This is a genomic window from Streptomyces sp. NPDC050145, from assembly GCF_044460245.1.
In the GTDB taxonomy this organism is placed as follows: domain Bacteria; phylum Actinomycetota; class Actinomycetes; order Streptomycetales; family Streptomycetaceae; genus Streptomyces.
This window is the reverse complement of record NZ_JBITJS010000014.1, coordinates 135,109-158,587: the sequence shown is the minus strand read 5'-3', so window position 1 is coordinate 158,587 and position 23,479 is coordinate 135,109. Positions and strand designations below refer to the sequence as shown.

Genomic DNA, 23,479 nt, shown 5'->3' with positions numbered 1-23,479 from the left:
CCCCCTTCGCCCGACGGACATCGGAGCAGCCATGCGTCGCCTCGCCACAGCCACCACGACCGCCGCCCTCGCCGCGGCCCTCCTCGCCGCCCCCGGAGCCGCCGTCCCGGCTCAAGCGGACGACACGGGCATCCCCGTCGTCCTCATCCACGGCCGCAGCGCGAACGCCGGAGTGTGGGGCAGCCTGAAGGACCGTCTCGTCCGGAGCGGATTCCCCGAGGACAGAATCCACACCTGGGAGTACGACACCTCGAAGTCGACCAACGAGGTCCTGGCCGGGCAGCTCGCGGCCTACGTGAACTCCCTCGGGGTACCCAGGGTGAACATCGTCGCCCACAGCCTGGGCAGCCTGCCGAGCCGCTGGTACATCAAGTTCGGCGGAGGCGGCCAGAATGTCGACCAGTGGATCTCCCTGGCAGGCCCCAACCACGGCACCTCGCTCGCCTACGCGTGCGCCCTGTGGGACCAGGGCTGCAAGGACATGACCCCGGGCTCCTGGGTCGTCAGCCACCTCAACGAGGGCGACCCCACCCCCGGCTCCACCCGCTACACGACCTTCTGGTCCCCGAACGACGAACAGATCCTCCCGCAAACCAGCACCCAGCTGACCGGCGCCACCAACATCAAGACCGACGGCCTCAAACACAACGACTTCCTGTCGAACCCGACAGTCCTCAACCAGCTCGACGCCCTGCTGACCCGCTGACCGCGACGGGAATCCGCAGCAGCCGGGCCAGGCCGAGGAACACCAGCCCCAGCACGAGGACACCCGCGGCCAGGGCGACCGCCGAGCCGGCGACGCCCTCACCCACTCCGAGCCGTCCGCACGCGCGGGCCGCCGCCCAGCCCAGCGCGGCGGCCGGCGCGGCGGCGCCGAACAGCTTCAGGTACGTGCGTCGCAGGTCGCCCTCGTCGAGTCGACGTCCCAGCCTGCGGCGCAGCAGGTACGCGGTGAGGCCGAGCCCGGCGGCGTAGGACAGGGTGTAGGCCCCGGCCATCCCGACCACGGCCCACCGCACGGGCAGCAGCAGATGGCAGGCGGTGGCCAGCACGATGTCGACGGCCGCGACCCACGCCGCCATGAAGAACGGGGTGCGGGTGTCCCCGAAGGCGTAGAAGCCGCGCAGCAGCAGGTACTGGGCGGAGAACGGGACGAGCCCGAGCCCGAACGCCGCCAGCATGTACCCGAGCGGGCGCACCGCGGCGGCGTCCGAGGTCCCGTGCGCGAACAGCAGCGCGGCGATGTCGGGGCCCAGCGCCAGGAACAGGAACGCGGCGGGGACGATGACGACCCCGGTCATCCGCAGCGCCCTCGCCAGATCCGCGCGCAGGTCCGCGAGGCGTCCCTCGGTGACGGCCCGGCTCATGCGCGGCAGCAGCGCCGTGACGAGTGAGACCGTCACGATCGACTGCGGCAGTATCCAGATGGTCTGCGCGTACGTGTACGCGGAGTAGCCCGCTCCGGCGTGCGGGAGGGCCTGGTCGGCGGCGTTGGCGTAGTTCGTGACGACGGTCAGCGCGACCTGGTTGGCGAGGACGAACAGGAGGGTCCACTTCGCCGCGTGCACCCCGGCCCCCAGCCCCGAGCCGCGCCAGTCGAACCGCGGCCGGAACCGGAACCCGGCGGCCCGCGCGAACGGGACCAGCGCCAGGGCCTGCACGGCGATACCGGCCGTCGTCCCGATCCCGAGCAGCCGCACCTGCCCGGCACTGATGTCCTCGATCCGCTCCGGAGCCGACATGAGCCCGAGATACACACCGAACATCGCGACGAGGACGACGTTGTTGAGCACCGGCGTCCACATCATCGCGCCGAACTTCTCGCGGGCGTTGAGGACTTGGCCGTACATCCCGAACAGCCCGTAGAAGAAGATCTGCGGCAGCAGGAACCGGGCGAACGTCACCGTCAGCTCGAACGCCTCGTGCCCCTGCGGGGTGTCCCGCATGTACAGGCCCACGATCTGGGGCGCGGCCCACACCGCCAGCGCCGTCCCGACCCCGAGCACACACACCACGAGCGTGACGAGGCGCTGCTCGTACGCCCGCCCGCCGTCCGCCTGTGTCGCCCGGGCCCGCACGAGCTGCGGCACGAGCACGGCGTTGAGCGCCCCGCCGATCAGCAGCGTGTACAGGCTCGTCGGCACGGTGTTCGCCGTGTTGTACGTACTGGCCAGCAGGCCCGTCCCCAGCGCGGCGGCCTGCAGCACCTGCCGCACGAGCCCGGTCCCCCGGCTCACGACGGTCCCGACAGCCATCACCACCGAGGACCGCCCGGCGCCCCCGAGCCGCCCCTTGCCCTTGCTCTCGTCCTGCTCGCGCGACCTGTCCCGCACCGCCGCCGAGTCCGCCCCCTCAACCACCATCCGGTCAACCTACGCCGCCCGGCGCCCTCGCCCGTGACCAGGCCCTCGTACGCTGGAGCGGACACGACGGGGGAGGTTCGCGGGGCATGGGGCGCTTTCGGGACTGGTGGACGGGGACGCGGTATCCGGAGGCGGGGGTCGCGCCGATGACCCGTGCGCACGTGCACTCCGCGCTGCTGGCCCTCGACGATCCGGACAAGCCGTGGCGGATCCGGGCCGGGCAGAGCGGTGCCGACATCGTGGCCGAGTGGCACATGATCGAGCCCGCCTGGGGGCGCGGCCGGGACCGTGAGCAGACGGAGCGGCGGTTCAAGTTCGTGTTGCGGCTGGACGAGTCGGCCCGTGAGGCGCGCGTCCTTGCCCACGTCCACGAGGTCACGCGGCGGGGGAAGAACCTCCGGTGGGTCGCGGAGAAGAAGGTCGGGCGGGGGCCGCGCACCCGGGTGTGGTCGAAGAAGTTCCACTGGGAGAAGGACGCGGAGGGGCGCCGTCAGCGCGTCTACAGCGTCGACTTCGACTCCAACTACATGCGGGACCCGATGCAGAAGGTCGTGCTCGGCTCGGGGTGGACGTGGCGCGGGGTCCACCGGCTGACGTGACGCGGACGGTTACTCCGGCAGCACCGAGATCTCCATCCCCGCCAGCTCCTCCCGCTCCGCCACCACTCCGATCCCCGTGATCGCCGAGTCGTCCTCCGTGAACGTGAACGTGAGGACCAGGGACAGGCGGCCGTGGACGGACATGACCAGGGCGGGGGTGCCGTCGATGAGGGCCGGGCCGGTGAGGCGGGCGCGGGACATGGCCGCCATCGCGCTCTCGGCGACCTGGCGGGCGCCGGAGAGGGTGACCGGGTGCGGGGTCGGGATGACCGCCGCGTCGGCGTGCAGGATCACGTCGGGGGCCAGGAGCGTGAGGAGGGCCTGGAAGTCGCCGCCTCGGGTCGCTGTGAGGAAGGCCTCGACCATGCGGTGGCGGCGGGTCAGGTCCGGGGAGGGATCCGGATGGGCGCCCTTCACACGGCGGCGGGCTCGGCTCGCCAGTTGGCGGACGGCCGCGGGGGAGCGGTCCAGGAGCGGGGCGATCTCGTCGAACGGGACGGCGAACGTGTCGTGCAGGACGAACGCGACCCGCTCGGCCGGCGACAGCGTGTCCAGGACGACGAGGAGCGCGACGCCCACCTCGTCGGCGAGCAGCACCTCCTCCTCAGGTCCCGCTACGCCCGCGTCCAGCGTGTCGAGCGGGTCCTCGCGACGGGTCGTACGGGAGCGCAGGAGGTTCAGGCAGACCCGGGCCACGACCGTCGTCAGCCACGCCGACAGGTTCTCGACGTCGTCCGTGCCGGCACGGTCGGCCCGCAGCCACGCCTCCTGCACCGCGTCCTCGGCCTCGCTGAGGGAACCGAGCATGCGGTACGCGACCGAGCGCAGCCGGGGCCGCTCCGCCTCGAAGCGGTCCGCCAAGTCCTGCGCGCCCAAGTCCCTTGCGCCGCTGCCCTGTTCTGTCGTCACAGGGGGCAGTAGATCACGCCACCCGGGTGGCGCCCGCGAACGGCATCTCGTCGATCGGGGCGATCCGGATCGGCGCGCTCGGGTTCGGGGCGTGGATCATCTTGCCGCCGCCGATGTAGAGGCCCACGTGGGAGATGCCGGAGTAGAAGAACACCAGGTCGCCGGGCTGGAGTTGGGAGCGGGCGATGCGGCGGCCCGCGTTGATCTGGGAGTACGTCGTGCGGGGCAGGGAGACGCCCGCGGCGCGGTACGCGGCCTGGGTCAGGCCCGAGCAGTCGTACGCGGAGGGGCCGGTCGCGCCCCAGACGTAGGGCTTGCCGAGGGCGCCGTACGCGTAGGAGATCGCCGCGGCCGTACGGGAGTTGGTCGCCTTGGAGGGGGCGCCCGCGGTGGTCTCGCGCGGGGCGGAGCGGGAGGCGCGGTCCGGGGCGGGCTCGCGCTCGGCCGGGGTGAGGCGGTCGAGGAGGCGGCGGGCCTCGGCCAGCTTCCGGGTGACGGTCTTCTTCTGGCGTTCCAGCTCGGCCCTGCGGGCCTTCAGGCGGCCGAGCTCGCCGTCCGCGCGCTCCCGGAGCTGGTCGATCTCGCGCAGCTCCTTGCGGACCCGGGTGATCGCGGCGGCCTGCCGGGTGCCCGCCCGCTCGGCGAGCGCGGCCTGGTCGAGATAGCGGTCGGGGGTGGAGGAGAGGAGGAGCTGCACGGACGGGTCGATGCCGCCGGTGCGGTACTGCGCCGCCGCCGTCTCGCCGAGCGCCCGGCGCTGGGTGCCGAGCGCGGCCTCCCGGCGCGCGGCCTCGTCCTGGAGCGCGGCGACCTTCTTGCGGGCCTCGCCCGCCTTCTCCTTCGCGCCGTTGTACTGGTCGGTGGCGGCCTCCGCCTCCTGGTAGAGCCGGTCGACCTTCGCCCGTACCTGGGCGGCGGTGAGGTCCGGCTCCGCGTACGCCGCGCCGCCCTCGAAGGCGGTGGCGGCGGTCGCCGCGGAGGCGAGCGCGAGGGTTGCCGCGGTACGGGCGGCCGTATGGCCACTGAGCGAGCGCTGTTTCGGCTTGCGATGCGCTGCCGGCACGTTCAGCCACGTCCTTTCGGGTCGTACTGCACGCACGGTTTCGTACGCCCGCCGAGAGGGAGTGATACGCGTCCGGCGGCGGCCCGCACAGGGGGAGCGGACCGCCGCCGGACCTTTCTCGGCGGTGATGGCCGACTGCCGCCCCTGGCCGGGCGGCGGTGGGGAGCCGGTCACCTGAGGAAGGACGCTAAACCTCGGAGTAACGGCTTGGTGCCGGACTGTCCCCAACTGGCCCCTTTGTTATGGGCTGTGGCGGAGTGTGAGCGTCCGATGTTCGTGCGTGACCGGCGGGAAGGGGTGGGGGAGGGGTGGAGGGGGCCGGGCGGCGCTTGGCTAGGCTCCGCCTCATGGACGTACTCCTGCACCTCTTCGTCGGCCTGCACATCATCGGCATCGCCTCGCTGCTCGGCGGGTTCCTCACGCAGATGCCGGCGCTGAAGCAGGGCACCGCCCGCTTCAACAAGGCGATGCTGCACGGCGCCCTGACGATGCTGGTGACCGGCGTCGCCCTCGTGGGCCTCAACCAGGCCCAGGACTACAGCGTCGACAACATCAAGATCGGCGTGAAGCTCGCGGTCCTGCTCGTCATCCTCGGCATCGTCTACGTGAAGCGCGACGAGGAGAAGGCGGAGAAGCCGCTGTTCCTCACGGTCGGCGCGCTGACCGTGGCGAACATCTTCATCGCCGTTCTGTGGACCTGAGCGAGGAGAACGACGCGGACAGGGACAGGGCCGCTCCCGTCGCCGTGACGAGCCACACCGCGACCGCGACCCACACGAGCACCCGCCCCGGAGTCTCCAGCCACTGAGTCTCCACCGCGGTGGCGACCATGAGCGTCGCCACCGCCGTCATCCCCATCGGGAACACCGTCGACCAGCGCCGCACGTCGTAGTGCGGACGCGGCCGCACCACCTCCGCCACGCACAGCACGGCGTACCAGCCCAGATCGAGCGCGAGCAGCAGCCCCGCCATGAACCGCAGCACCTCGGTGTCCTGGTTGTTCCACAGGTCACCGGCCCGATCCGCGAGCACGAGCCGGGCCGCCGCGAGCGCCGAGATCGCGAGCGCGCCGCCCGCCACCCAGTGGTCCCCGGCCCCGGTCAGCACCTGCCGCAGATCGAAGCGGACGAACGCGGCCGCGTACACCACGAGCCCGAACCAGAAGAACCCCACCGCCGCGTAGCCCAGCCACGCCACGTGCGCCGACGCGCTCAGCGTCGCTCCCAGCACCGCGAGCGCCTGGGTCGCGACGCAGGTGATGAAGACGGCGCCGGGCATCTTCGGCCGCCAGTGCCGCACCACGGCGACGAACAGCACCGGCCACACCACCACCGCGATCCCCAGCAGCACCTCGGCGAACCCGAGGCTGCCGGCCAGCGCGTACCGGGTGCCGAGCACACACGTCGCGGCCACCGCCGTGAGCGCCGCGGGCGTGTCCGCCTCCCGCTCCCAGCGACCCCGGTCCCCGAACAGACGGGCGCAGAAGACGACCGCGAGCAGCCCCCACAGCGCGGAGGCCAGCACGAGGAAGACCGCCGACAGCACGTTCTGCCCGAGCAGGTGCAGGCCGATCGACACGATGCCGGTGGCCATGACGGCCGCGCCGGCGGCCGGCGGGATCATCGCCCAGGGCGAGGCGGGTGCGGGGTCGGGGGTCCCGGGCACGTCCGGGCGGTCGCGGTCCACCGCCCGAACGTAACCGTGAGCGACGTCAGGCGGGGCGCACCACGCTGTGGATCGACGCCGTGCCGTCGTAGTAGATGGACTCCTCGCGCACGTACGCGCCCGGCTTCGGGGCGTGGATCATGATCCCGTCGCCCTTGTAGATGCCGACGTGACTGATGTCGTCGTAGAAGAAGACCAGGTCACCGGGCTGGATGTCGGACAGCGGGACCGTCGTGCCGAACTCCACCTGGTCCCAGGTGGTGCGCGGCAGCGAGACCCCGGCCGCCTTCCAGGCCGCCCCGGTCAGCCCCGAGCAGTCGTACGAGTCCGGGCCCGTCGCGCCCCACACGTACGGCTTGCCCTCCTGGGCCTTGGCGAAGGCGAGGGCCTTCGCGGCCTTCGTGGCGTACGAGGTGTCCGTCGAGCCGGAGCCGCCGGTCGAGGAACCCGAACCGGTGTCCGAGCCGGAGCCCGTCGAGGAACCGGACCCGGAGGCGTCCTCCTGCTGCTGCGCCTCCTCCGCGGCCTTCCGCTTGGCCTCTTCCTCGGCCTTCTGCTTCGCGGCCAGCTCGGCGGCCTTCTTGCGGGCCGCCTCCTGCTTCTGCCGCTCGATCGCGGCGAGCCGCGCCTTCTCCTCGGCTGTCAGATCCGACAGCAGCTTCCGCGCGTCGGCGAGCTTGGTCTGGACGGTCTGCTTGGACGTCTTCAGCTCGGTCTGCGACGTGGTCAGCTGCTTGAGGCTCTCCTGCGCCTCGGTGCGCTTCTTCGCCGTCTCGCGCTGCTGCACCTGGTAGTCGTCGACCGCCTTCTTCTGGCGGGACGTCAGCCGGCTCATCAGCTGGTCCTGGGCGAAGTAGTCCTCGGGGTTCTCCGCGAGGAACATCGTCGCCGTGTCGCTCACCCCGCCCGTGCGGTACTGCGCGGCGGCGAACCGGCCCAGCTCCTCGCGGGCCGTGTTCATCTTCTCGGTGCGCTGCGCGATGTCGTCGAGGAGGTGATCGACCTGCTTCTTCTTGCCGGTGGTCCGCTCCTGCGCCGCGTTGTACTTCTGCGTGGCCACCTCGGCCTGGCGGTAGAGCGTGTCGACCTTCTTCTGCACCTCTTCGAGGCTCGGCTTCGCGGGCTGGGCCGGAGCGGCCTGGGCCGTCTGCGAGAGCAGGGCGACGGAGGTGAGGGCCGCGGTCGTGATGCCGACCGCGGAGGTCGTACGGGTGCCTCCGGTCATCCGGGAGCGGGTACGCGGCTTGCGGTGCGACGCCAAAGCAGGCGACTCCTTCCGTGGTCCGCCTACCGAGTTAGCTGTCGGGTTCGGGCCCGTGCCCATCGCTTCGGTGCGCGGTGGTGCACGTCGTACGGAAGGCTGCCCTACGGTCAACCATCCGGCGCCGCCGGACTGTTGACCGATTCACCCCAAGGTCGGTGGGTCCCCGGTTCCCTGCCTCTCGGCGTACGGGACTCGGCGGGGGCTGCCCGCTCGCCGCGTTGTTCGCGGGCGGGGGGACGGGCTGCCCGCGCAGCACCGTAGCCAACTCGTGTTGCTGCTGTGAAGGTTGATGTTCGATATGCCCGATACATTTTCGTGACCATTTTCATGATCTCTACGCCGCGGGCCCCGAACGGGCTTTGCTGTCGCGCTGGGTGACCGGGTCATCGCAAAGGGTGTCGTGAGGGGTGTCTCCGTGAATGCGAGGAGCGTCTCGGTGAAGGTGACGGCGGGCTGTCGGTGGGGCGGCCTAGACTCGGAGAGCGATGAGCAGCCTCTTTGACGACAGCTTCCTGGCCGGCCTCCAGTCCCCCGCGGAGGAGCCCCCGCCGCCGCCCGAGGACGACCCCGAGCACCACGGGGCCCCCGAGCCGCTCCCGGACGACCTGTTCGGGGGGAAGTTCGACGCGCCCGTGGACCGGGACACGCACTACCGCGACGGGGCGCCCCGCCCCGCCCTGGACCCGGCGGCCCTCCTGGACGGGCTGAACGAGAACCAGCGGGCGGCCGTGGTGCACGGCGGCTCCCCCCTGCTCATCGTCGCCGGCGCCGGCTCCGGCAAGACCCGCGTCCTCACGCACCGCATCGCGTACCTGCTCGCCCAGCGCGGCGTGCACCCCGGCCAGATCCTCGCGATCACGTTCACGAACAAGGCCGCGGGCGAGATGAAGGAGCGCGTGGAGGCCCTGGTGGGCCCGCGGGCGAACGCGATGTGGGTCTCCACCTTCCACAGCGCCTGCGTCCGCATCCTGCGCCGCGAGTCCAAGAGGCTCGGCTTCACGTCCTCCTTCTCGATCTACGACGCGGCCGACAGCAAGCGGCTCATGGCCCTGGTCTGCCGCGACCTGGACCTGGATCCGAAGAAGTTCCCGCCGAAGTCCTTCAGTGCCAAGATCAGCAACCTGAAGAACGAGCTGATCGACGAGGAGGACTTCGCCGCCCAGGCCGCCGACGGTTTCGAGAAGACCCTCGCCCAGGCCTACGCGATGTACCAGTCCCGCCTGCGCGAGGCGAACGCGCTGGACTTCGACGACCTGATCATGACGACGGTCAATCTGCTGCGCGCCTTCCCGGACGTCGCCGAGCACTACCACCGCCGCTTCCGGCACGTCCTGGTCGACGAGTACCAGGACACGAACCACGCGCAGTACGCCCTGGTCCGCGAGCTGGTCGGCACCGCCGCCGCCCACGACGCGGAGGTGGAGGCGGGCATGGACGCGCCGCCGGCCACGGACGACCCCGGCCCGGCCGAGCTGTGCGTCGTGGGTGACGCCGACCAGTCGATCTACGCCTTCCGCGGCGCCACGATCCGCAACATCCTCCAGTTCGAGGAGGACTACTCCGACGCGACGACGATCCTCCTCGAGCAGAACTACCGCTCGACCCAGACAATCCTTTCCGCGGCCAACGCGGTCATCGAGCGCAACGAGTCCCGCAGGCCCAAGAACCTGTGGACGAACGCGGGCGCGGGCGCCCAGATCACCGGCTACGTCGCGGACACCGAGCACGACGAGGCCCAGTTCGTCGCCGACGAGATCGACCGGCTGACCGACGCGGGCGACGCGAAGGCCGGCGACGTCGCCGTCTTCTACCGGACGAACGCGCAGTCCCGTGTCTTCGAAGAGGTCTTCATCCGCGTCGGCCTCCCGTACAAGGTCGTCGGCGGCGTCCGCTTCTACGAGCGCAAGGAGGTCCGGGACGTCCTCGCCTACCTGCGGGTCCTCGCCAACCCGGAGGACTCCGTCCCGCTGCGCCGGATTCTGAACGTGCCGAAGCGCGGCATCGGCGACCGCGCCGAGGCCATGATCGACGCCCTCTCCCAGCGCGAGAAGATCTCCTTCCCGCAGGCCCTGCGCCGGGTCGACGAGGCGTACGGGATGGCGTCCCGCTCGACGAACGCGGTGAAGCGGTTCAACACGCTGATGGAGGACCTGCGCACGATCGTCGAGTCCGGCGCGGGCCCGGCGACGGTCCTCGAGGCCGTCCTGGAGCGCACCGGATACCTGGCCGAGCTCCAGGCCTCCACCGACCCGCAGGACGAGACCCGCATCGAGAACCTTCAGGAACTCGCGGCCGTGGCCCTGGAGTTCGAGCAGGAGAACGCGGCGGAGGAGGGTGCGGCCGAGGAGGGCGGCGCGCAGGCCGAGGCCTCCGGCGGCACGCTCTCGGACTTCCTGGAGCGGGTCGCGCTCGTCGCCGACTCCGACCAGATCCCGGACGAGGACGACGACGGCAGCGGCGTCATCACGCTGATGACCCTGCACACCGCGAAGGGCCTCGAGTTCCCCACGGTCTTCCTGACCGGCCTGGAGGACGGCGTCTTCCCGCACATGCGCTCCCTCGGCCAGGCCAAGGAGCTGGAGGAGGAGCGCCGGCTCGCCTACGTCGGCATCACGCGCGCCCGCGAGCGGCTCTATCTGACCCGCTCCTCGATGCGCAGCGCCTGGGGCCAGCCCTCGTACAACCCGCCGTCGCGGTTCCTGGAGGAGATCCCGGCCGCGCACCTGGACTGGAAGCGCACGGGCCCGGCGACGCCGTCGGCGACGGCCGGGCGCGGTGGCTTCGGTGGCAGCAGCGGCGGCTTCGGGAAGAGCGGTGTCGCGGCCTCGCTGTCGTCGACCCTGTCCTCGTCGCGCTCGCGGTCGACGCCCGCGTTCGCCACGAGCCGTGGGCGGGCGGGCGACAAGCCGGTCGTGGCCCTCGCCGTCGGCGACCGTGTCACGCACGACCAGTTCGGCCTGGGCACGGTCGTGGGGGTCAACGGGCAGGGCGACAAGGCGGAGGCGACGATCGACTTCGGCGACCCGAAGCCGAAGCGGCTGCTGCTGCGGTACGCGCCGGTCGAGAAGCTGTAGCCCGGCCCCGGGGTCGGGAGGTCGGGCCGGGGGCGTCAGGTCGGGTCGAGGCCGTGGCTGCGCAGCCACGGCAGCGGGTCGACCGCGGCGCCGCCGCCCGGGTGCACCTCGAAGTGCAGGTGCGGGCCGGTCGAGTTTCCGGAGTCGCCGGACGTCGCGATGACGTCACCCGCCTTCACCGGCCCGCTCAGCACGGTGTGCCGGGACAGGTGGCAGTACCAGGTCTCGGTGCCGTCCTTGGCGGTGACGATCGCCATGTTCCCGTACGCGGTGTTGAACTGCGTACGGACCGTGCCGTCGGTCGCCGCCATCACGGGGACGTACGAGACGGGGAAGTCGATGCCGGTGTGCGAGGACATCCAGTTGATGCCGGCCTGGCCGAAGTAGGCGGACAGTCCGTGGGCCGAGACCGGCAGGGCGAACTTGGGGCGGGCGGCCTCCTTGGCTGCGGCCTCCTCGGCGGCCTTCTTGCGGTCCGCCTCCTGCTTCGCCTTCAGGTCGATGCGCTCCTGCGTGCGGCTCGCCCGGTCGGCGAAGTCGCCCGCGTCCGCGGAGAGTCCGCGCAGCTGGGTGTCCAGCTTGTTGTTCGCGACGGAGGGCTTCACCGTCTGGACGTCGGGCGCCGCGGCGGCCTTCGTCTCCTTGGGCTCCTCGCCGCCGAGACCGCCGACGGACGCGGCCGCGACACCGGCGACACCGATCGCGCAGACCGAGGGCACGGCGACGGTCAGCAGGGCGGAACGCTTGGCGGGAGTCCGGCGACGGGCCGCCGCGCGGCCGCGCGGGGCGCTCCGCGTCGCCGCGGCCCGGGCCAACTCCGGCTCCCAGGGGTTCGGTTGCTCCTCGGCGTCCACGTCCGCCGGGTGTTCGTGCTGCTCCGCATCGGCGGGGGTGGCGGCCGGGGTGTCCGCCGCGTCGTAGGCGTCCTCGGGCACGTACTGGTCCGGTACGTGGGCGTGGAGCGTGTCCTGCGCGGGCTGCGCTGTCTGCGCGGTCCGGGTTTCGGCGCCGGCCGAGTTCCAGGCGGTGGCGTCGTAGGCGCCGGTGTCGTAGGACGTGGAGCCGAGGAGCGCCGAGTGGTCGAAACCGGGGGAGTCGAAGCCAGGGGTCTCGAAGCCCGAGGTGTCGTAGTTCGGGGTGTCGTAGCCGGGGGTGTCGAACGTGGCGGTCCCGTGCGCCGGGGTCTCGTAACCGCCGCTCTGGAAGCTCCCGGTCTCGAAGCCTGGCGTCTCGAAGCCCGGAGTCTCGAAGGCTGGCGCCTCGAACGAGGACGTCTCGAAGGCGGAGGCCTCGAACGTGGACGTCGTCGTCGCCGTGTGATCCGTGTAGCCCGTGTAATCAGGCGTCGCGGCCGGGAAGCCCGCCGAGGTGGCGTCGTAGCCCGGGTGCTGGAACCCGGTGGCGTCGAAGGTCTGCGTCCCGAACTCTGACGCACCGTCAAAACCCGTGTGTCCGTGCCCGGTATAGGACTGCGTGTCCCACTGCCCGGTGTGCTGCTGCCCGTGCCCGGGGTCGGTCCACAGGCCCGACGTGTCGTAACCGCCGGTCCCGTGCGTCCCGTGCGTCTCGTACGAGGACGTGGCGTACGGGTCCGCCGGGGACGCGTACTGCTGTTGCTGGTGCTGCCCGTCCGCTCCGTACCACTGCCCGGAGTGCTGGACATGGCCGTAGGAACCGGTGTCGTACGAGTCGGGGCCCGCCAGGTCGCCGAAGAGCGGGTCAGTGGCGAAGCTGGTCGTGGAGTAACCGTCGTAGGTCGCGTCCTGCGCGGTCCCCGACGGATGACGGTCGTTCACCAACTTCTCTTTCGCCTCGACAACAGGGGCTGCCAGAGCAGTGCGGCGACTGTACCCGGCGGTACGAGCACACGACAATCTTCGGCAGGTTTCCCCGCTCCAGGAAAGGGGCAATCGGCGTTGTTTCGGTGAACTGCGGGCATGCGCTTGGCGGTGAGTTCGAGACGAGTTCGACAAGGCCGGAGCCCAGGACGTGCGGGTACGTACCGCTCTGTGTGAGTTGGCGGCCTGGAGGGGCCGCGGGTTCGAACACAGCCCCTTGGAAAGGTCGTCGTCAGGCGACGGTCAGACCGCCGCGCGTGTCGGCGGCCCCGTCCGCCCCGGCCGCCGGGCCGGGGGCGAGCGCCTCGCGGATGGCCGCCGCGACCGCCGGATGCACCGGCAGGGCCAGGTGTCCGATGCCGGTCACGCGCACGTTCTGCGCGATCAGATCCGGGTGGTCGACGCAGGCCGTCTCCAACGGGACCATCAGCGGGTCGAGGTCGCTCCAGAAACTCACGAAGCGGGTGGCGCAGCCCGGCGCCGGTTCCTTCAGCTCCTCGATCACCGACGAGCCCGGCCGCATCTGCCGCACGATCGGATGCGCGTCCGCCAGCGGCGCGACCCGGGTGCCGCTGTGCGGGGTGCCGAGCGTGACGACGGTGCGGACGCGGCGGTCGCCGCCCAGCCGCTGCACGTAGTAACGGGCGATGAGGCCGCCCAGGCTGTGGCCCACGATGTCGATCCGGTCCTGACCGGTCCGCTCGCACAGATCCTCGATGTGCCGGCCCAGCAGTGTCGCGGCCGCCCTGATGTCACAGGTCAGTGGCGAGTAGTTGAGGGACTCCAGGTGCCGGGTGCCGTGCTGGGCCAGGGCGCGGCGCAGCAGTACGAAGACCGAGCGGTTGTCGATGAACCCGTGCAGGAGCAGCACCGGCGGGCGCTCCGGGGCCGCCGAGGGGACATCGGCGGGGGCGGGGACGCGCGGGGCGCGGCGCTCCGGGGCGAGGCCCGAGGGGTACAGCACCAGATGTCCGGCGAGGATCGCGAGCTCCAGCGCGGTCGCCTTCACCAGGACGGTCGACAGCCCGGCGAGCCGGCCCGGCAGGAGGCGGCGGGGGAGGGCCCGAAAGGGCGGGAGGTCGGCGAGGGCCGCGAGGGCGCTGAGTGTGGTGAGAGCGGTGGAGAGGGTTCTGGAGGCGGTGGAGGCGGTGGAGGCGGTGCTCACCGGGGCGGCGGGTGTGGCGTGAGGTGCGGGTGTCGCCGCGCCTGCCGGGTCCGTGGCGCCGGTGACCGTGTCGGTCGCGGCGGTGTCGGTGGCGGTGTCCGTGATGGCGGTGTCCGTGGACTTCATCGGTCGACCTCCCGTCGGCACAGGGAGGACATCAGCGTCCCCGTGTGCACTCGTGGGAGCCGGACGAGGACGAGGCGGTGGAGATGGTGGAGATGGTGGAGATGGTGGTGGGGGTGGAGGCGGTGGTGCGGTCGGTGGAGGGATGCGGCTGCGTTGCTCGTTTCTCGCTGCTTGGCGTCGCCCGGTCGTGGCGTCGGCACCCTGACTCACCTCTCACGGTGCTGCACCGTGATCAGGTCCGCCACCGCAGTCGCTGTCCGCGTTCCTGCGGACACCAGCGGTCACCGAAAGCGCCGTCTTTCCCCGCCCGCTCCTGTACTGCCCCTGTCCCCGTTCGGTCTCGTGCTCACCGTCCGCCATCGTGCTTCCGTGCCGTGCGGCCGGCGGCGCGGAAGGCGCGGTGACTTCGTCGCGGCTCCCCGCGCATCGGATCCGGAAGGGGCGGGTGGACCGCCCGGAACGGTAGCGATGCGCAGTGAACGTGTCCCACCGTGTGATTTCCCCCTCGCTCCGCACCGCGAAACGGCCGGTTGCGGGATGCTGTCGATAACGTTCGTTCACTTCGGGCGTCCGGAATCGGGTATCCGCAAGCGGGTGTCCGGACGGGCACCCGGAACCCGGGACGGTCCAGGGCCCCGGGGATCAGTCACTTCATGGAGGCAGTGATGGGTGTGGCAGCCGGTCCGATCCGCGTGGTCGTCGCGAAGCCGGGACTCGACGGCCACGATCGCGGGGCCAAGGTGATCGCGCGGGCGCTGCGTGACGCCGGTATGGAGGTCATCTACACGGGCCTGCACCAGACGCCTGAGCAGATCGTGGACACGGCGATCCAGGAGGACGCCGACGCGATCGGGCTCTCGATCCTCTCCGGCGCGCACAACACGCTGTTCGCCCGCGTCATCGAACTGCTCGCCGAGCGTGACGCGGCGGACATCAAGGTCTTCGGAGGCGGGATCATCCCCGAGGCGGACATCGCTCCGCTCAAGGAGAAGGGTGTCGCCGAGATCTTCACGCCCGGGGCGACCACGGCGTCGATCGTGGAGTGGGTCCGGGGCAACGTCCGCGCGCTGGCTTAGGGCAGGTCCCGGCCACTCGCCGTAGGGCCGGGGCTCCGTCGCCGGGTGCGGGTGCGTCGTGGCTGGTCGCGCAGTTCCCCGCGCCCCTGAAATGCAGACGCTTCGCGCCGCATTTCCCCGACGGGGCACCGCCCCGATGGAGGTGGCGCACGAAGTGCGCATCTCCAGGGGCGCGGGGCTGTATCGATATGCGGCTCCGCCGCGTGGGCGCGACCAGCCCCCACCGGGGCCGCACCCGGCAATGACGCCGAGCCCCTGCGGCGGGAAGCCGGGCTATCCCGCACCCGGCGGCGCCAGTTCGTCGCGCATGGCCCGCCGCAGGCGCAGCGTGCCGACCAGTCTCTGGAAGGCCTCCGCCCAGTACCCCCCGGCCCCGGGCGCGGCCCCCTCCGGCTCGTCGACCGCCGCGGTCAGGCCCTCGAGCCGCACCGCCTCCTCCGGGTCCAGACACCGCTCGGCCAGCCCCATCACCCCACTGAAACTCCACGGGTAACTCCCCGCGTCCCGCGCGATGTTCAGCGCGTCCACCACGGCCCGCCCGAGCTCCGGCGCCCACGGCGTCCCGCACACCCCGAGCAACTGGAACGCCTCCGACAACCCGTGCGCCGCGATGAACGCCGCCACCCAGGCCGCCCGCTCCGCCCCCGGCAACGCCGCCAGCAACTTGGCCCGCTCCGCGAGCGACACCGCCCCGGGCCCCGCCGCCCCCGGCGCCGTCGGCGGCCCGAGCAGCGCCCGCGACCAGGCCGTGTCCCGCTGCCGCACGGCCGCCCGGCACCACGCGCCGTGCAGCTCGCCCTGCCAGTCGTCCGCGACCTCCAGCGCCACGATCTCCTCCGGCGTACGCCCCCCGAACCGCGCCGCCCACCGGTCCAGCGGCGCCGATTCCACCAACTGCCCGAACCACCACGACCGTTCGCCTCGCCCCGCCGGCGGCACGGCCACGACCCCGTCCCGCTCCATTCCGGCATCGCACTCGTGCGGCGCCTCCACCACCACGACCCCCGCCGCCCGGTCGAGCGCCACGCACGACAGCGCCCGGTCCGCCATCCGCGCGGCCAGCGCCGAACGCGGCAGCGCCGACAACAGCTCGGCCGCCGTCGCCCGCACGTTCCTGCTGCGGTCGCCGAGCGCCTGCTCCAGGAACTCCTCGTCCGCGTCACCGAGCCCCGCGCGCAGCGAGTCGAGGAACATCAGCCGGTCCTCGGCCCGCTCCGTGCGCCACGTCCCCGCGAGCAGCGACCGCGCCGCCGCCGGATCATGGACACGCACCGCCGCGAGCAACGCGACCCGCTCCGCGAACAGCCCCTCGCCCCACAACCGTCCGACCCCCTCCGCGTCGTCCGGCGCGGGCAGGGCGGCCCCCGCACCCGGAGTGGCCCGGAGCGCGAACTTCCAGTCCCCGTTCAGCCGCGCCAGCCACAAGCCGCGCGGCCCCGCGAACGTCAGCACCTGCGGGCGCAGATCCGTCCGCCCCCGCGCCGCGTCCAGCAGCGCCGGAAGCAGCTCGGGCGGGGGCGCGTACCCGTACCCGTTGGCCGTGGCGAGCCACTGCGGCAGCAGCTCCAGCAGGTCGGGCGCCGAGCCGCGGCGCGTCCCGCCCGAACCGGCACGGTCCGTGAGCAGCACGGCGAGCCGCTGCCGCGCCGCGGCCGGCAGCGCGGGCCGCGCATCGTCGAGCGCGGGCTCGGGCGCGGCGACCGCGGCCACCGGCCGCAGCCCCGCCCGCCGCCGCACCGTCTCCAGGGCGGCCGCGTCGAGCAGCGCCTCCGGAGTGGTGGACGAGCGGCGCGCGGTCCCGAGCAGAGCGGTGCTGACCAGCTCGTCCCAGGACGAGCCGACACCGGACGAAGCGATCATGAGGTAGGCCTCCCTGTGCGTCAGTGCGTCAGTGCGTCAGTGCGTCAGTGCGTCGGTACGAAGGTGCGTCGTGGGGTCAGTCGGTCAGGGGGATCAGCGGCGCGTTCGGGATCCGGGGGGCCCATGCCGACAAGGGGCGGAAGCCCGCGTGGCCGCACGAGCCGAAGACCGTCACCGGGGACCCTCCCGAGAGGGCGACCAGGCGCCACAGGCCGGGGGACGCCGCCGCGGCCGGGGTGAGGGGCAGGGCGGACTTGCCGTCGGCGTCCGCCAGTTGCCAGCCGCCCGAGGTGTCCGGGTCGCGGGCCGGGACGACGTCCGCCAGCGTCACCGGCCAGGACTCCAGCCACGGATCGGCCCGCAACTCCCCTCCGTAGAGGGCCACAGCCGAGCCGGCATCGACGCCGGCCGGTCTCGCGCCCCCGGGCTCCGGCGCCCCGAACTGCTCGGTCAGCTCCGCCCGCAGGGAACCCGGACGCCCGGAGACCGACGCGTCCAGGACCAGCCCGGGCGGCAGCACGAGAGACGGCGCGCGGCCCGCCGCACCGTAGGAGAGAAGCAGTACGGTGCGGCCCGACTCCGTGCCGTACAGCCAGATACGGCGCGTCGTCAGATGGCCGTCCGACGTGTCGTACTGACACAGGATCAGCCACCGGTCGCGCAGCGGCTCACCGGTCGCCGACGCGGGCAGCCCGACACGGGAACGCACCGTCGCCGCCAGCCCCTCCGGCAGCTCCGCCCGCCGCAGCCACCCCCGGTCCAGGAGGTGGAGCAGCGCGCACTCCTCCAGCAGCCGGGCCGGCCAGCCGGGCCCGGACCCCGGTATCGCCCCCAAGTCCCGGACGCGCGCGGCCAGTCCGGGTGCCTGTGCGTCGACCATGCGCGCCGCCGTCTCCTCCCACAGCCCGTACCCGGCCTGCTCCGCCTGCGCCAGGCCCCCGCGCAGCAGATCGGTCAGCCGCTGCTCCAACTCCGTGGCCCCCGCCGAGATCCGCTGCGCGCGCCGCTCCGCCCTGCGCCGCGCCGCCTCCGGATCGGCCGGAGCCGCCGACGCGCCCTGCGGAGCCGCCCGCTGCCGCTCGGCCCGCTCGCGCCGCCCCGCGAGCCACTCCTCCGCCCAGTCCGGCGCGACGGCCGTGCCCGGCACCTGCGCCGCCCCGCCCGCCCAGAGCAGCAGCAGCCCCAGCGCGTGCTTGCACGGGAACTTGCGGCTCGGACAACTGCAGTTGTACGCGGCGCCCTGCGCCCCGCCGATGTCCACGACCGTCCGGTACGGACGGCTGCCGCTCCCCTTGCACTGCCCCCACACCGCCCCCTCGTCCGTACTCCCCGTCCCCGACCACGGCCCCGCCGTCCCGAGCTTGCTTCCCGCCTTGCGTGACGCGACGTCAGGTGCCAGTGCCAGCACCTGGTCCGTCGTCCAGCGCACCCCCAGCTGAGTCATGTCATCGACGTTAGGTCCCGCCACTGACAATCCACCCGGGAACCGCCCTGACCTGCGCCGACGCCCGGCGCGAGGTCGATTGTCAGTGGCGGGACCTACCTTCGAAACATGGCTTGACCGGGCTGATCTGGAGGGGGAGAGGCATGTCCGTTTCCGTCGAGGGACACACCGAGGGACACGTGGGGGAAGAGGTCGCGGCGCAGGTGCTGCGGCCGCACGCGGAGAACGCGTTCGCGCACGAACTCGCGGCGCTCGCCGCGCAGGACGACCGGCAGCGGCCGGACCGCTGGCGGCTGTCGCCCTGGGCCGTCGCGACGTACCTGCTCGGCGGCACCCTGCCCGACGGCACCGTCATCTCGCCGAAGTACGTCGGACCGCGGCGCCTCGTCGAGGTCGCGGTGACGACACTGGCGACCGACCGAGCTCTGCTCCTGCTCGGGGTGCCCGGCACCGCCAAGACCTGGGTGTCCGAGCACCTCGCGGCCGCGGTCAGCGGCGACTCGACGCTGCTCGTGCAGGGCACGGCCGGCACGCCGGAGGAAGCCATCCGGTACGGGTGGAACTACGCGCAACTGCTCGCGCACGGCCCCAGCCGGGACGCCCTCGTGCCGAGCCCCGTCATGCGTGCGATGGCGGACGGCACGACCGCCCGCATCGAGGAGCTGACCCGCATCCCGGCCGACGTGCAGGACACGCTCATCACCATCCTGTCCGAGAAGACGCTGCCGATCCCGGAGCTGGGCCAGGAGGTGCAGGCCGTCCGCGGCTTCAACGTCATCGCGACGGCCAACGACAGAGACCGAGGGGTCAACGACCTGTCGAGCGCCCTGCGCCGCCGGTTCAACACGGTGGTGCTGCCGCTGCCCGCCACCGTCGAGGCCGAGGTCGACATCGTCGCGCGCCGGGTCGAACAGGTCGGCCGGTCCCTGGAGCTGCCCACGGTCCCGGACGGCGTCGACGAGATCCGCCGCGTCGTCACCGTCTTCCGCGAGCTGCGCGACGGGGTGACCGCCGACGGCCGTACGAAGATCAAGTCGCCCAGCGGCACGCTCTCCACGGCCGAGGCCATCTCCGTCGTCACCAGCGGCCTCGCCCTGTCCGCCCACTTCGGCGACGGCGTGCTCCGGCCCTCGGACGTGGCCGCCGGCATCCTCGGCGCCGTCGTCCGCGACCCGGCGGCGGACCGGGTGGTCTGGCAGGAGTACCTGGAGGCCGTGGTGCGCGAGCGGGACGGCTGGAAGGACTTCTACCGCGCCTGCCGCGAGGTGAGCGCATGACGTCGTCCGGAGTGTCCGCGGCACCGCTGCTCCTGGGCATCCGCCATCACGGGCCCGGCTCCGCCCGCGCCGTCGCGCACGCGCTGGACGCCGCCGCACCCGGCGTCGTACTGATCGAAGGCCCGCCGGAGGCCGACGCGTTGGTGCCGCTCGCCGCCGACCCGGACATGCGGCCCCCGGTCGCGCTGCTCGCGCACATCGTGGACGAGCCGGGGAAGTCGGCGTTCTGGCCGTTCGCCGAGTTCTCGCCGGAGTGGGCCGCCCTGCGCTGGGCCCTCGACCACGACGTGCCCGTCCGCTTCATCGACCTGCCCGCCGCGCACAGCCTGGCCCTGCGCGACGCCGAGGACGAGGAGGAGGCGGCGGAGAAGGGGGAGCAGGTCCGGGTCGATCCGCTGGGGGTGCTCGCCGAGGCCGCCGGGTACGACGACGCGGAGCGCTGGTGGGAGGACGTCGTCGAGCACCGGCGGGGCGATGCCTTCGCCGCGCTCGGCGAGGCGATGGAGGAACTGCGCGCGGCCTGCGGCGAGGAGGGCGGGGACCGCCGCGACGCGGTGCGCGAGGCGTACATGCGACTCCAAGTGCGGGCAGCGGTGAAGGAGTTCGGGGCGGACAAGGTCGCCGTGGTCTGCGGGGCCTGGCATGTGCCCGCGCTGCGCGCGAGGACCACGGTCACCGCCGACCGCGCGCTCCTCAAGGGCCTCCCCAAGGCCAAGGTCGACATGACCTGGGTCCCGTGGACCCACCGCCGGCTCGCCCGCGCCAGCGGCTACGGCGCGGGCATCGAGTCGCCCGGCTGGTACGGGCACCTGTTCAGCGCCCCCGACCGGCCGGTCGAGCGCTGGCTGACCAGGATCGCCGTACTGCTGCGCGAAGAGGACCGCGTCGTGTCCTCCGCGCACGTCATCGAGGCGGTGCGGCTCGCCGAGACGCTGGCCGTGCTGCGCGGCCGGCCGCTCGCCGGGCTCACCGAGACGCTTGACGCCGCACGGGCCGTGCTGTGCGAGGGCTCCGACGTGCCACTGTCCCTCATCCGCGACCGGCTCGTCGTCGGGGACGTGCTCGGCGAGGTGCCGGAGAGCGCGCCCGCCGTGCCGCTGCAGCGCGACCTCACCCGGCAGCAGCGCAGCCTGCGCCTCAAGCCGGCCGCGGTGGAGAAGGAGCTCGACCTCGACCTGCGGGGCGACACCGACGCGGCGCGCAGCCGGCTGCTGCACCGCCTGCGGCTGCTAGCCGTCGACTGGGGCGAACCGGCACGGTCCGCGCGCGGCTCCACCGGCACGTTCCGCGAGACCTGGCGGCTGCGCTGGGAGCCCGAGCTGTCGGTGCGGGTCGCCGAGGCAGGGGTGTGGGGGACGACCGTGCTCGGCGCCGCGACCGCGAAGGCGGAGGCCGACGCGATCGGCGCGAGCGCGCTCGCCGACGTCACCACGCTCGCCGAGCACTGCCTGCTCGCCGGGCTGTCCGAGGCGCTGCCCGTGGTGATGCGGGTCCTCGCCGACCGGGCCGCGCTGGACGCGGACGTCGGCCATCTCGCGCAGTCGCTCCCCGCGTTGGTGCGCGCCCTGCGGTACGGGGACGTGCGCGGGACGGACACCGCCGCCCTGACCGAGGTCGCGGCCGGCCTCGCCGAGCGCGTCTTCGTCGGGCTGCCGCCCGCCTGCGCCGGGCTCGACGCCGACGCGGCCACCGCGATGCGCGGGCACGTCGACGCCGTGCACGCGGCCGTCGGGCTCCTGGACGACGGCGGGATGCGGGCCCGCTGGCGGTCCGTCCTGCGCGGGCTCGCGGGGCGCGACGCGGTGGCCGGGGCGATCCGGGGGCTGTGCGCGCGGATCCTGCTCGACGAGGGGGAGCTCGGCGACGAGGACGCGGCGCGGCTCATGGGGCTCGCGCTGTCGCCCGGGACGGAGCCGGGGGAGGCGGCGGCGTGGATCGAGGGGTTCGTCGGGGGCGGGGCCGGGGGCGGGCTGCTGCTCGTGCACGACGAGCGGTTGCTCGGGCTGGTCGACGCGTGGTTGTCGGGGGTGGGGGCGGAGGCGTTCACGGACGTACTGCCGTTGCTGCGGCGGACGTTCTCGGTCTTCGAGCCCGGGGTGCGGCGCTCTCTGGGCGAGCTCGTCCGCCGCGGCCCCAAAGGCTCCGCCGAGCCCTGCTTCGGGCCCGGCGGCGTCGAGTCGGTGGATCTGGAGCGGGCGGAGGCGGTGGTGCCGGTCGTTCGGTTGTTGCTCGGGGTCGGGGCGGGGGGCGGATGAGGGGGCGTCGCCGGGTGCGGGTCCGGTGGGGGCTGGTCGCGCAGTTCCCCGCGCCCCTGAAATGCAGGCGCTACGCGCCGGATTTCCCCGACGCGTCAGCGCCCCTGGAGATGGCGCACGAAGTGCGCATCTCCAGGGGCGCGGGGAACTGCGCGACCAGCCACGACGAGAGGCGCGCTCGCCGGACGTCGAGGACATGGCAGACGAGTACGCGGGACAACCGAGACGCGGAGGTGGGGAGATGAGCGTGGCCAGTGACGAGACGGAGCGGCTGCGGCGATGGCGGATGGTGTTGGGCGGAGATCAGGCCGACGGCACCGGGCACCAACTCACGGGGCAGGACGCCGCGATGGACGGCGCGCTCAGCGCCCTGTACGGAGAAGAGGCGCCGGGCCAGGGGCGCCCCGGAACGAAGGGCACCCGTACCGCCGGGCTCGGGGCCGGCGCCCCGAACGTGGCCCGCTGGCTCGGAGACATCCGTACCTACTTCCCGTCCTCCGTCGTCCAGGTGATGCAGCGCGACGCCATCGACCGGCTCGGCCTCTCCGCCCTGCTGCTGGAGCCGGAGATGCTGGAGGCGGTCGAGGCGGACGTCCACCTCGTCGGCACGCTGCTGTCTCTGAACAAGGCGATGCCGGAGACCACGAAGGAGACGGCGCGCGCCGTCGTCCGCAAGGTCGTCGACGACCTGGAGAAGAAGCTGGCGACCCGCACCCGCGCCACCCTCACCGGCGCCCTCGACCGCAGCGCCCGCGTGAGCCGCCCCCGCCACCACGACATCGACTGGAACCGCACGATCGCGGCCAACCTCAAGCACTACCTCCCCGAGCACCGCACGGTCGTGCCCGAGCGCCTCATCGGGTACGGGCGTGCCTCGCAGGCGGTGAAGAAGGAGGTGGTGCTGTGCATCGACCAGTCGGGCTCGATGGCCGCGTCGGTCGTCTACGCCTCGGTGTTCGGGGCGGTGCTCGCCTCGATGCGGTCGATCCGGACCCGGCTCGTCGTCTTCGACACGGCGGTCGTCGACCTGACGGACCAGCTCGACGATCCGGTCGACGTGCTGTTCGGCACCCAGCTCGGCGGCGGCACGGACATCAACCGGGCGCTCGCGTACTGCCAGTCGCGGATCACCCGCCCCGCCGAGACGGTCGTCGTGCTGATCTCCGACCTCTACGAGGGCGGCATCCGCGACGAGATGCTGAAGCGGGTCGCGGCGATGAAGGCGTCGGGCGTGCAGTTCGTGACACTGCTCGCGCTGTCCGACGAGGGAACCCCCGCGTACGACCGGGAGCACGCGGCGGCGCTGGCCGCGCTCGGGGCGCCGGCGTTCGCCTGCACACCCGATCTGTTCCCGGACGTCATGGCGGCGGCTCTGGAGAAGAGACCGCTGCCGATACCGGACACGGGGGTCTAAACCGGCGGAGCCACGGCGAAGCGGATATGCCTACCCATCGGTAACGCGGGGCTTGCGCGGGCGCCCTCGTGCCGTGCGAGGATCGGC

The 23,479-nt window shown here is 72.8% G+C and carries 17 protein-coding genes and 1 riboswitch; of the genes, 8 read left to right on the top strand and 9 right to left on the bottom strand.

Annotated features, from left to right (window positions below):
- The first annotated feature begins 31 nt into the window (after positions 1-31).
- The gene (locus tag ACIBTU_RS27365) at positions 32-706 is read left to right on the top strand and encodes an esterase/lipase family protein (RefSeq protein ID WP_399129122.1); all 675 of its coding nucleotides are present in this window, start codon (positions 32-34) and stop codon (positions 704-706) included.
- On the opposite strand, the gene murJ is transcribed toward ACIBTU_RS27365, so the two are convergent.
- Positions 675-2,360, bottom strand: a complete 1,686-nt coding sequence (gene murJ / locus ACIBTU_RS27360) for a murein biosynthesis integral membrane protein MurJ (RefSeq protein WP_399129200.1) — start codon at positions 2,358-2,360, stop codon at positions 675-677. The two genes, ACIBTU_RS27365 and murJ, sit on opposite strands and share 32 nt — an antisense overlap.
- A gap of 149 nt (positions 2,361-2,509) precedes the next feature.
- Between murJ and ACIBTU_RS27355 the strand changes: the two genes are divergently transcribed.
- Complete coding sequence (locus ACIBTU_RS27355; RefSeq protein WP_399129120.1) at positions 2,510-2,962, top strand: hypothetical protein; 453 nt, start codon at positions 2,510-2,512, stop codon at positions 2,960-2,962.
- 9 nt (positions 2,963-2,971) lie between these two features.
- On the opposite strand, the gene ACIBTU_RS27350 is transcribed toward ACIBTU_RS27355, so the two are convergent.
- Positions 2,972-3,871, bottom strand: coding sequence for a sigma-70 family RNA polymerase sigma factor (locus ACIBTU_RS27350; protein ID WP_399129119.1), 900 nt, complete (start codon positions 3,869-3,871; stop codon positions 2,972-2,974).
- Positions 3,872-3,884: 13 nt separating this feature from the next.
- Positions 3,885-4,934 (bottom strand): NlpC/P60 family protein, encoded by a 1,050-nt coding sequence (locus ACIBTU_RS27345; protein ID WP_399129118.1) that lies wholly within the window; start codon positions 4,932-4,934, stop codon positions 3,885-3,887.
- 347 nt (positions 4,935-5,281) lie between these two features.
- On the opposite strand from ACIBTU_RS27345, the gene ACIBTU_RS27340 reads away from it, so the two are divergent.
- Positions 5,282-5,635: a hypothetical protein gene (locus ACIBTU_RS27340; RefSeq protein WP_399129117.1), complete on the top strand. Its 354-nt coding sequence runs from the start codon at positions 5,282-5,284 to the stop codon at positions 5,633-5,635.
- Here the strand turns inward: ACIBTU_RS27340 and ACIBTU_RS27335 are convergent.
- Positions 5,613-6,557, bottom strand: coding sequence for a tellurite resistance/C4-dicarboxylate transporter family protein (locus ACIBTU_RS27335; RefSeq protein WP_399129199.1), 945 nt, complete (start codon positions 6,555-6,557; stop codon positions 5,613-5,615). The genes ACIBTU_RS27340 and ACIBTU_RS27335 overlap by 23 nt on opposite strands.
- Before the next feature lie 88 nt (positions 6,558-6,645).
- Positions 6,646-7,860, bottom strand: a complete 1,215-nt coding sequence (locus ACIBTU_RS27330; RefSeq protein ID WP_399129116.1) for an NlpC/P60 family protein — start codon at positions 7,858-7,860, stop codon at positions 6,646-6,648.
- Positions 7,861-7,867: 7 nt separating this feature from the next.
- Positions 7,868-8,071, bottom strand: a riboswitch (cyclic di-AMP (ydaO/yuaA leader).
- 277 nt (positions 8,072-8,348) lie between these two features.
- On the opposite strand from ACIBTU_RS27330, the gene pcrA reads away from it, so the two are divergent.
- Positions 8,349-10,937 carry a DNA helicase PcrA gene (gene pcrA, locus ACIBTU_RS27325; protein WP_399129115.1) on the top strand — a complete coding sequence of 863 codons (2,589 nt, stop codon included), beginning with the start codon at positions 8,349-8,351 and terminating at the stop codon, positions 10,935-10,937.
- 35 nt (positions 10,938-10,972) lie between these two features.
- Here pcrA and ACIBTU_RS27320 read toward each other — a convergent pair whose 3' ends face one another.
- Both ACIBTU_RS27320 and ACIBTU_RS27315 read right to left on the bottom strand, forming a co-directional pair.
- Positions 10,973-12,733, bottom strand: coding sequence for a peptidoglycan DD-metalloendopeptidase family protein (locus ACIBTU_RS27320; RefSeq protein ID WP_399129114.1), 1,761 nt, complete (start codon positions 12,731-12,733; stop codon positions 10,973-10,975).
- Positions 12,734-13,007: 274 nt separating this feature from the next.
- Positions 13,008-14,066: an esterase/lipase family protein gene (locus ACIBTU_RS27315; protein ID WP_399129113.1), complete on the bottom strand. Its 1,059-nt coding sequence runs from the start codon at positions 14,064-14,066 to the stop codon at positions 13,008-13,010.
- Between the two features lie 665 nt (positions 14,067-14,731).
- Between ACIBTU_RS27315 and ACIBTU_RS27310 the strand changes: the two genes are divergently transcribed.
- Complete coding sequence (locus tag ACIBTU_RS27310; protein WP_399129112.1) at positions 14,732-15,142, top strand: cobalamin B12-binding domain-containing protein; 411 nt, start codon at positions 14,732-14,734, stop codon at positions 15,140-15,142.
- A 273-nt stretch (positions 15,143-15,415) separates the two neighbouring features.
- Here ACIBTU_RS27310 and ACIBTU_RS27305 read toward each other — a convergent pair whose 3' ends face one another.
- Together ACIBTU_RS27305 and ACIBTU_RS27300 are read right to left on the bottom strand one after the other, a co-directional pair.
- Positions 15,416-17,002 (bottom strand): DUF5691 domain-containing protein, encoded by a 1,587-nt coding sequence (locus tag ACIBTU_RS27305; protein WP_399129111.1) that lies wholly within the window; start codon positions 17,000-17,002, stop codon positions 15,416-15,418.
- 76 nt (positions 17,003-17,078) lie between these two features.
- Positions 17,079-18,446, bottom strand: a complete 1,368-nt coding sequence (locus ACIBTU_RS27300) for an SWIM zinc finger family protein (RefSeq protein ID WP_399129110.1) — start codon at positions 18,444-18,446, stop codon at positions 17,079-17,081.
- A 143-nt stretch (positions 18,447-18,589) separates the two neighbouring features.
- On the opposite strand from ACIBTU_RS27300, the gene ACIBTU_RS27295 reads away from it, so the two are divergent.
- The 3 genes from ACIBTU_RS27295 (at position 18,590) to ACIBTU_RS27285 (ending at position 23,392) form a co-directional block, all read left to right on the top strand.
- Entirely contained in the window at positions 18,590-19,723 is a 1,134-nt protein-coding gene (locus tag ACIBTU_RS27295; RefSeq protein WP_399129109.1) for an AAA family ATPase, read from the top strand.
- Positions 19,720-21,978 carry a DUF5682 family protein gene (locus tag ACIBTU_RS27290; RefSeq protein WP_399129107.1) on the top strand — a complete coding sequence of 753 codons (2,259 nt, stop codon included), beginning with the start codon at positions 19,720-19,722 and terminating at the stop codon, positions 21,976-21,978. Before ACIBTU_RS27295 ends, ACIBTU_RS27290 begins: the two co-directional genes overlap by 4 nt.
- A gap of 241 nt (positions 21,979-22,219) precedes the next feature.
- A complete protein-coding gene (locus ACIBTU_RS27285; RefSeq protein ID WP_399129106.1) occupies positions 22,220-23,392 on the top strand; it encodes a vWA domain-containing protein in 1,173 nt (390 codons plus the stop codon).
- The last annotated feature ends 87 nt before the right edge of the window (positions 23,393-23,479 follow it).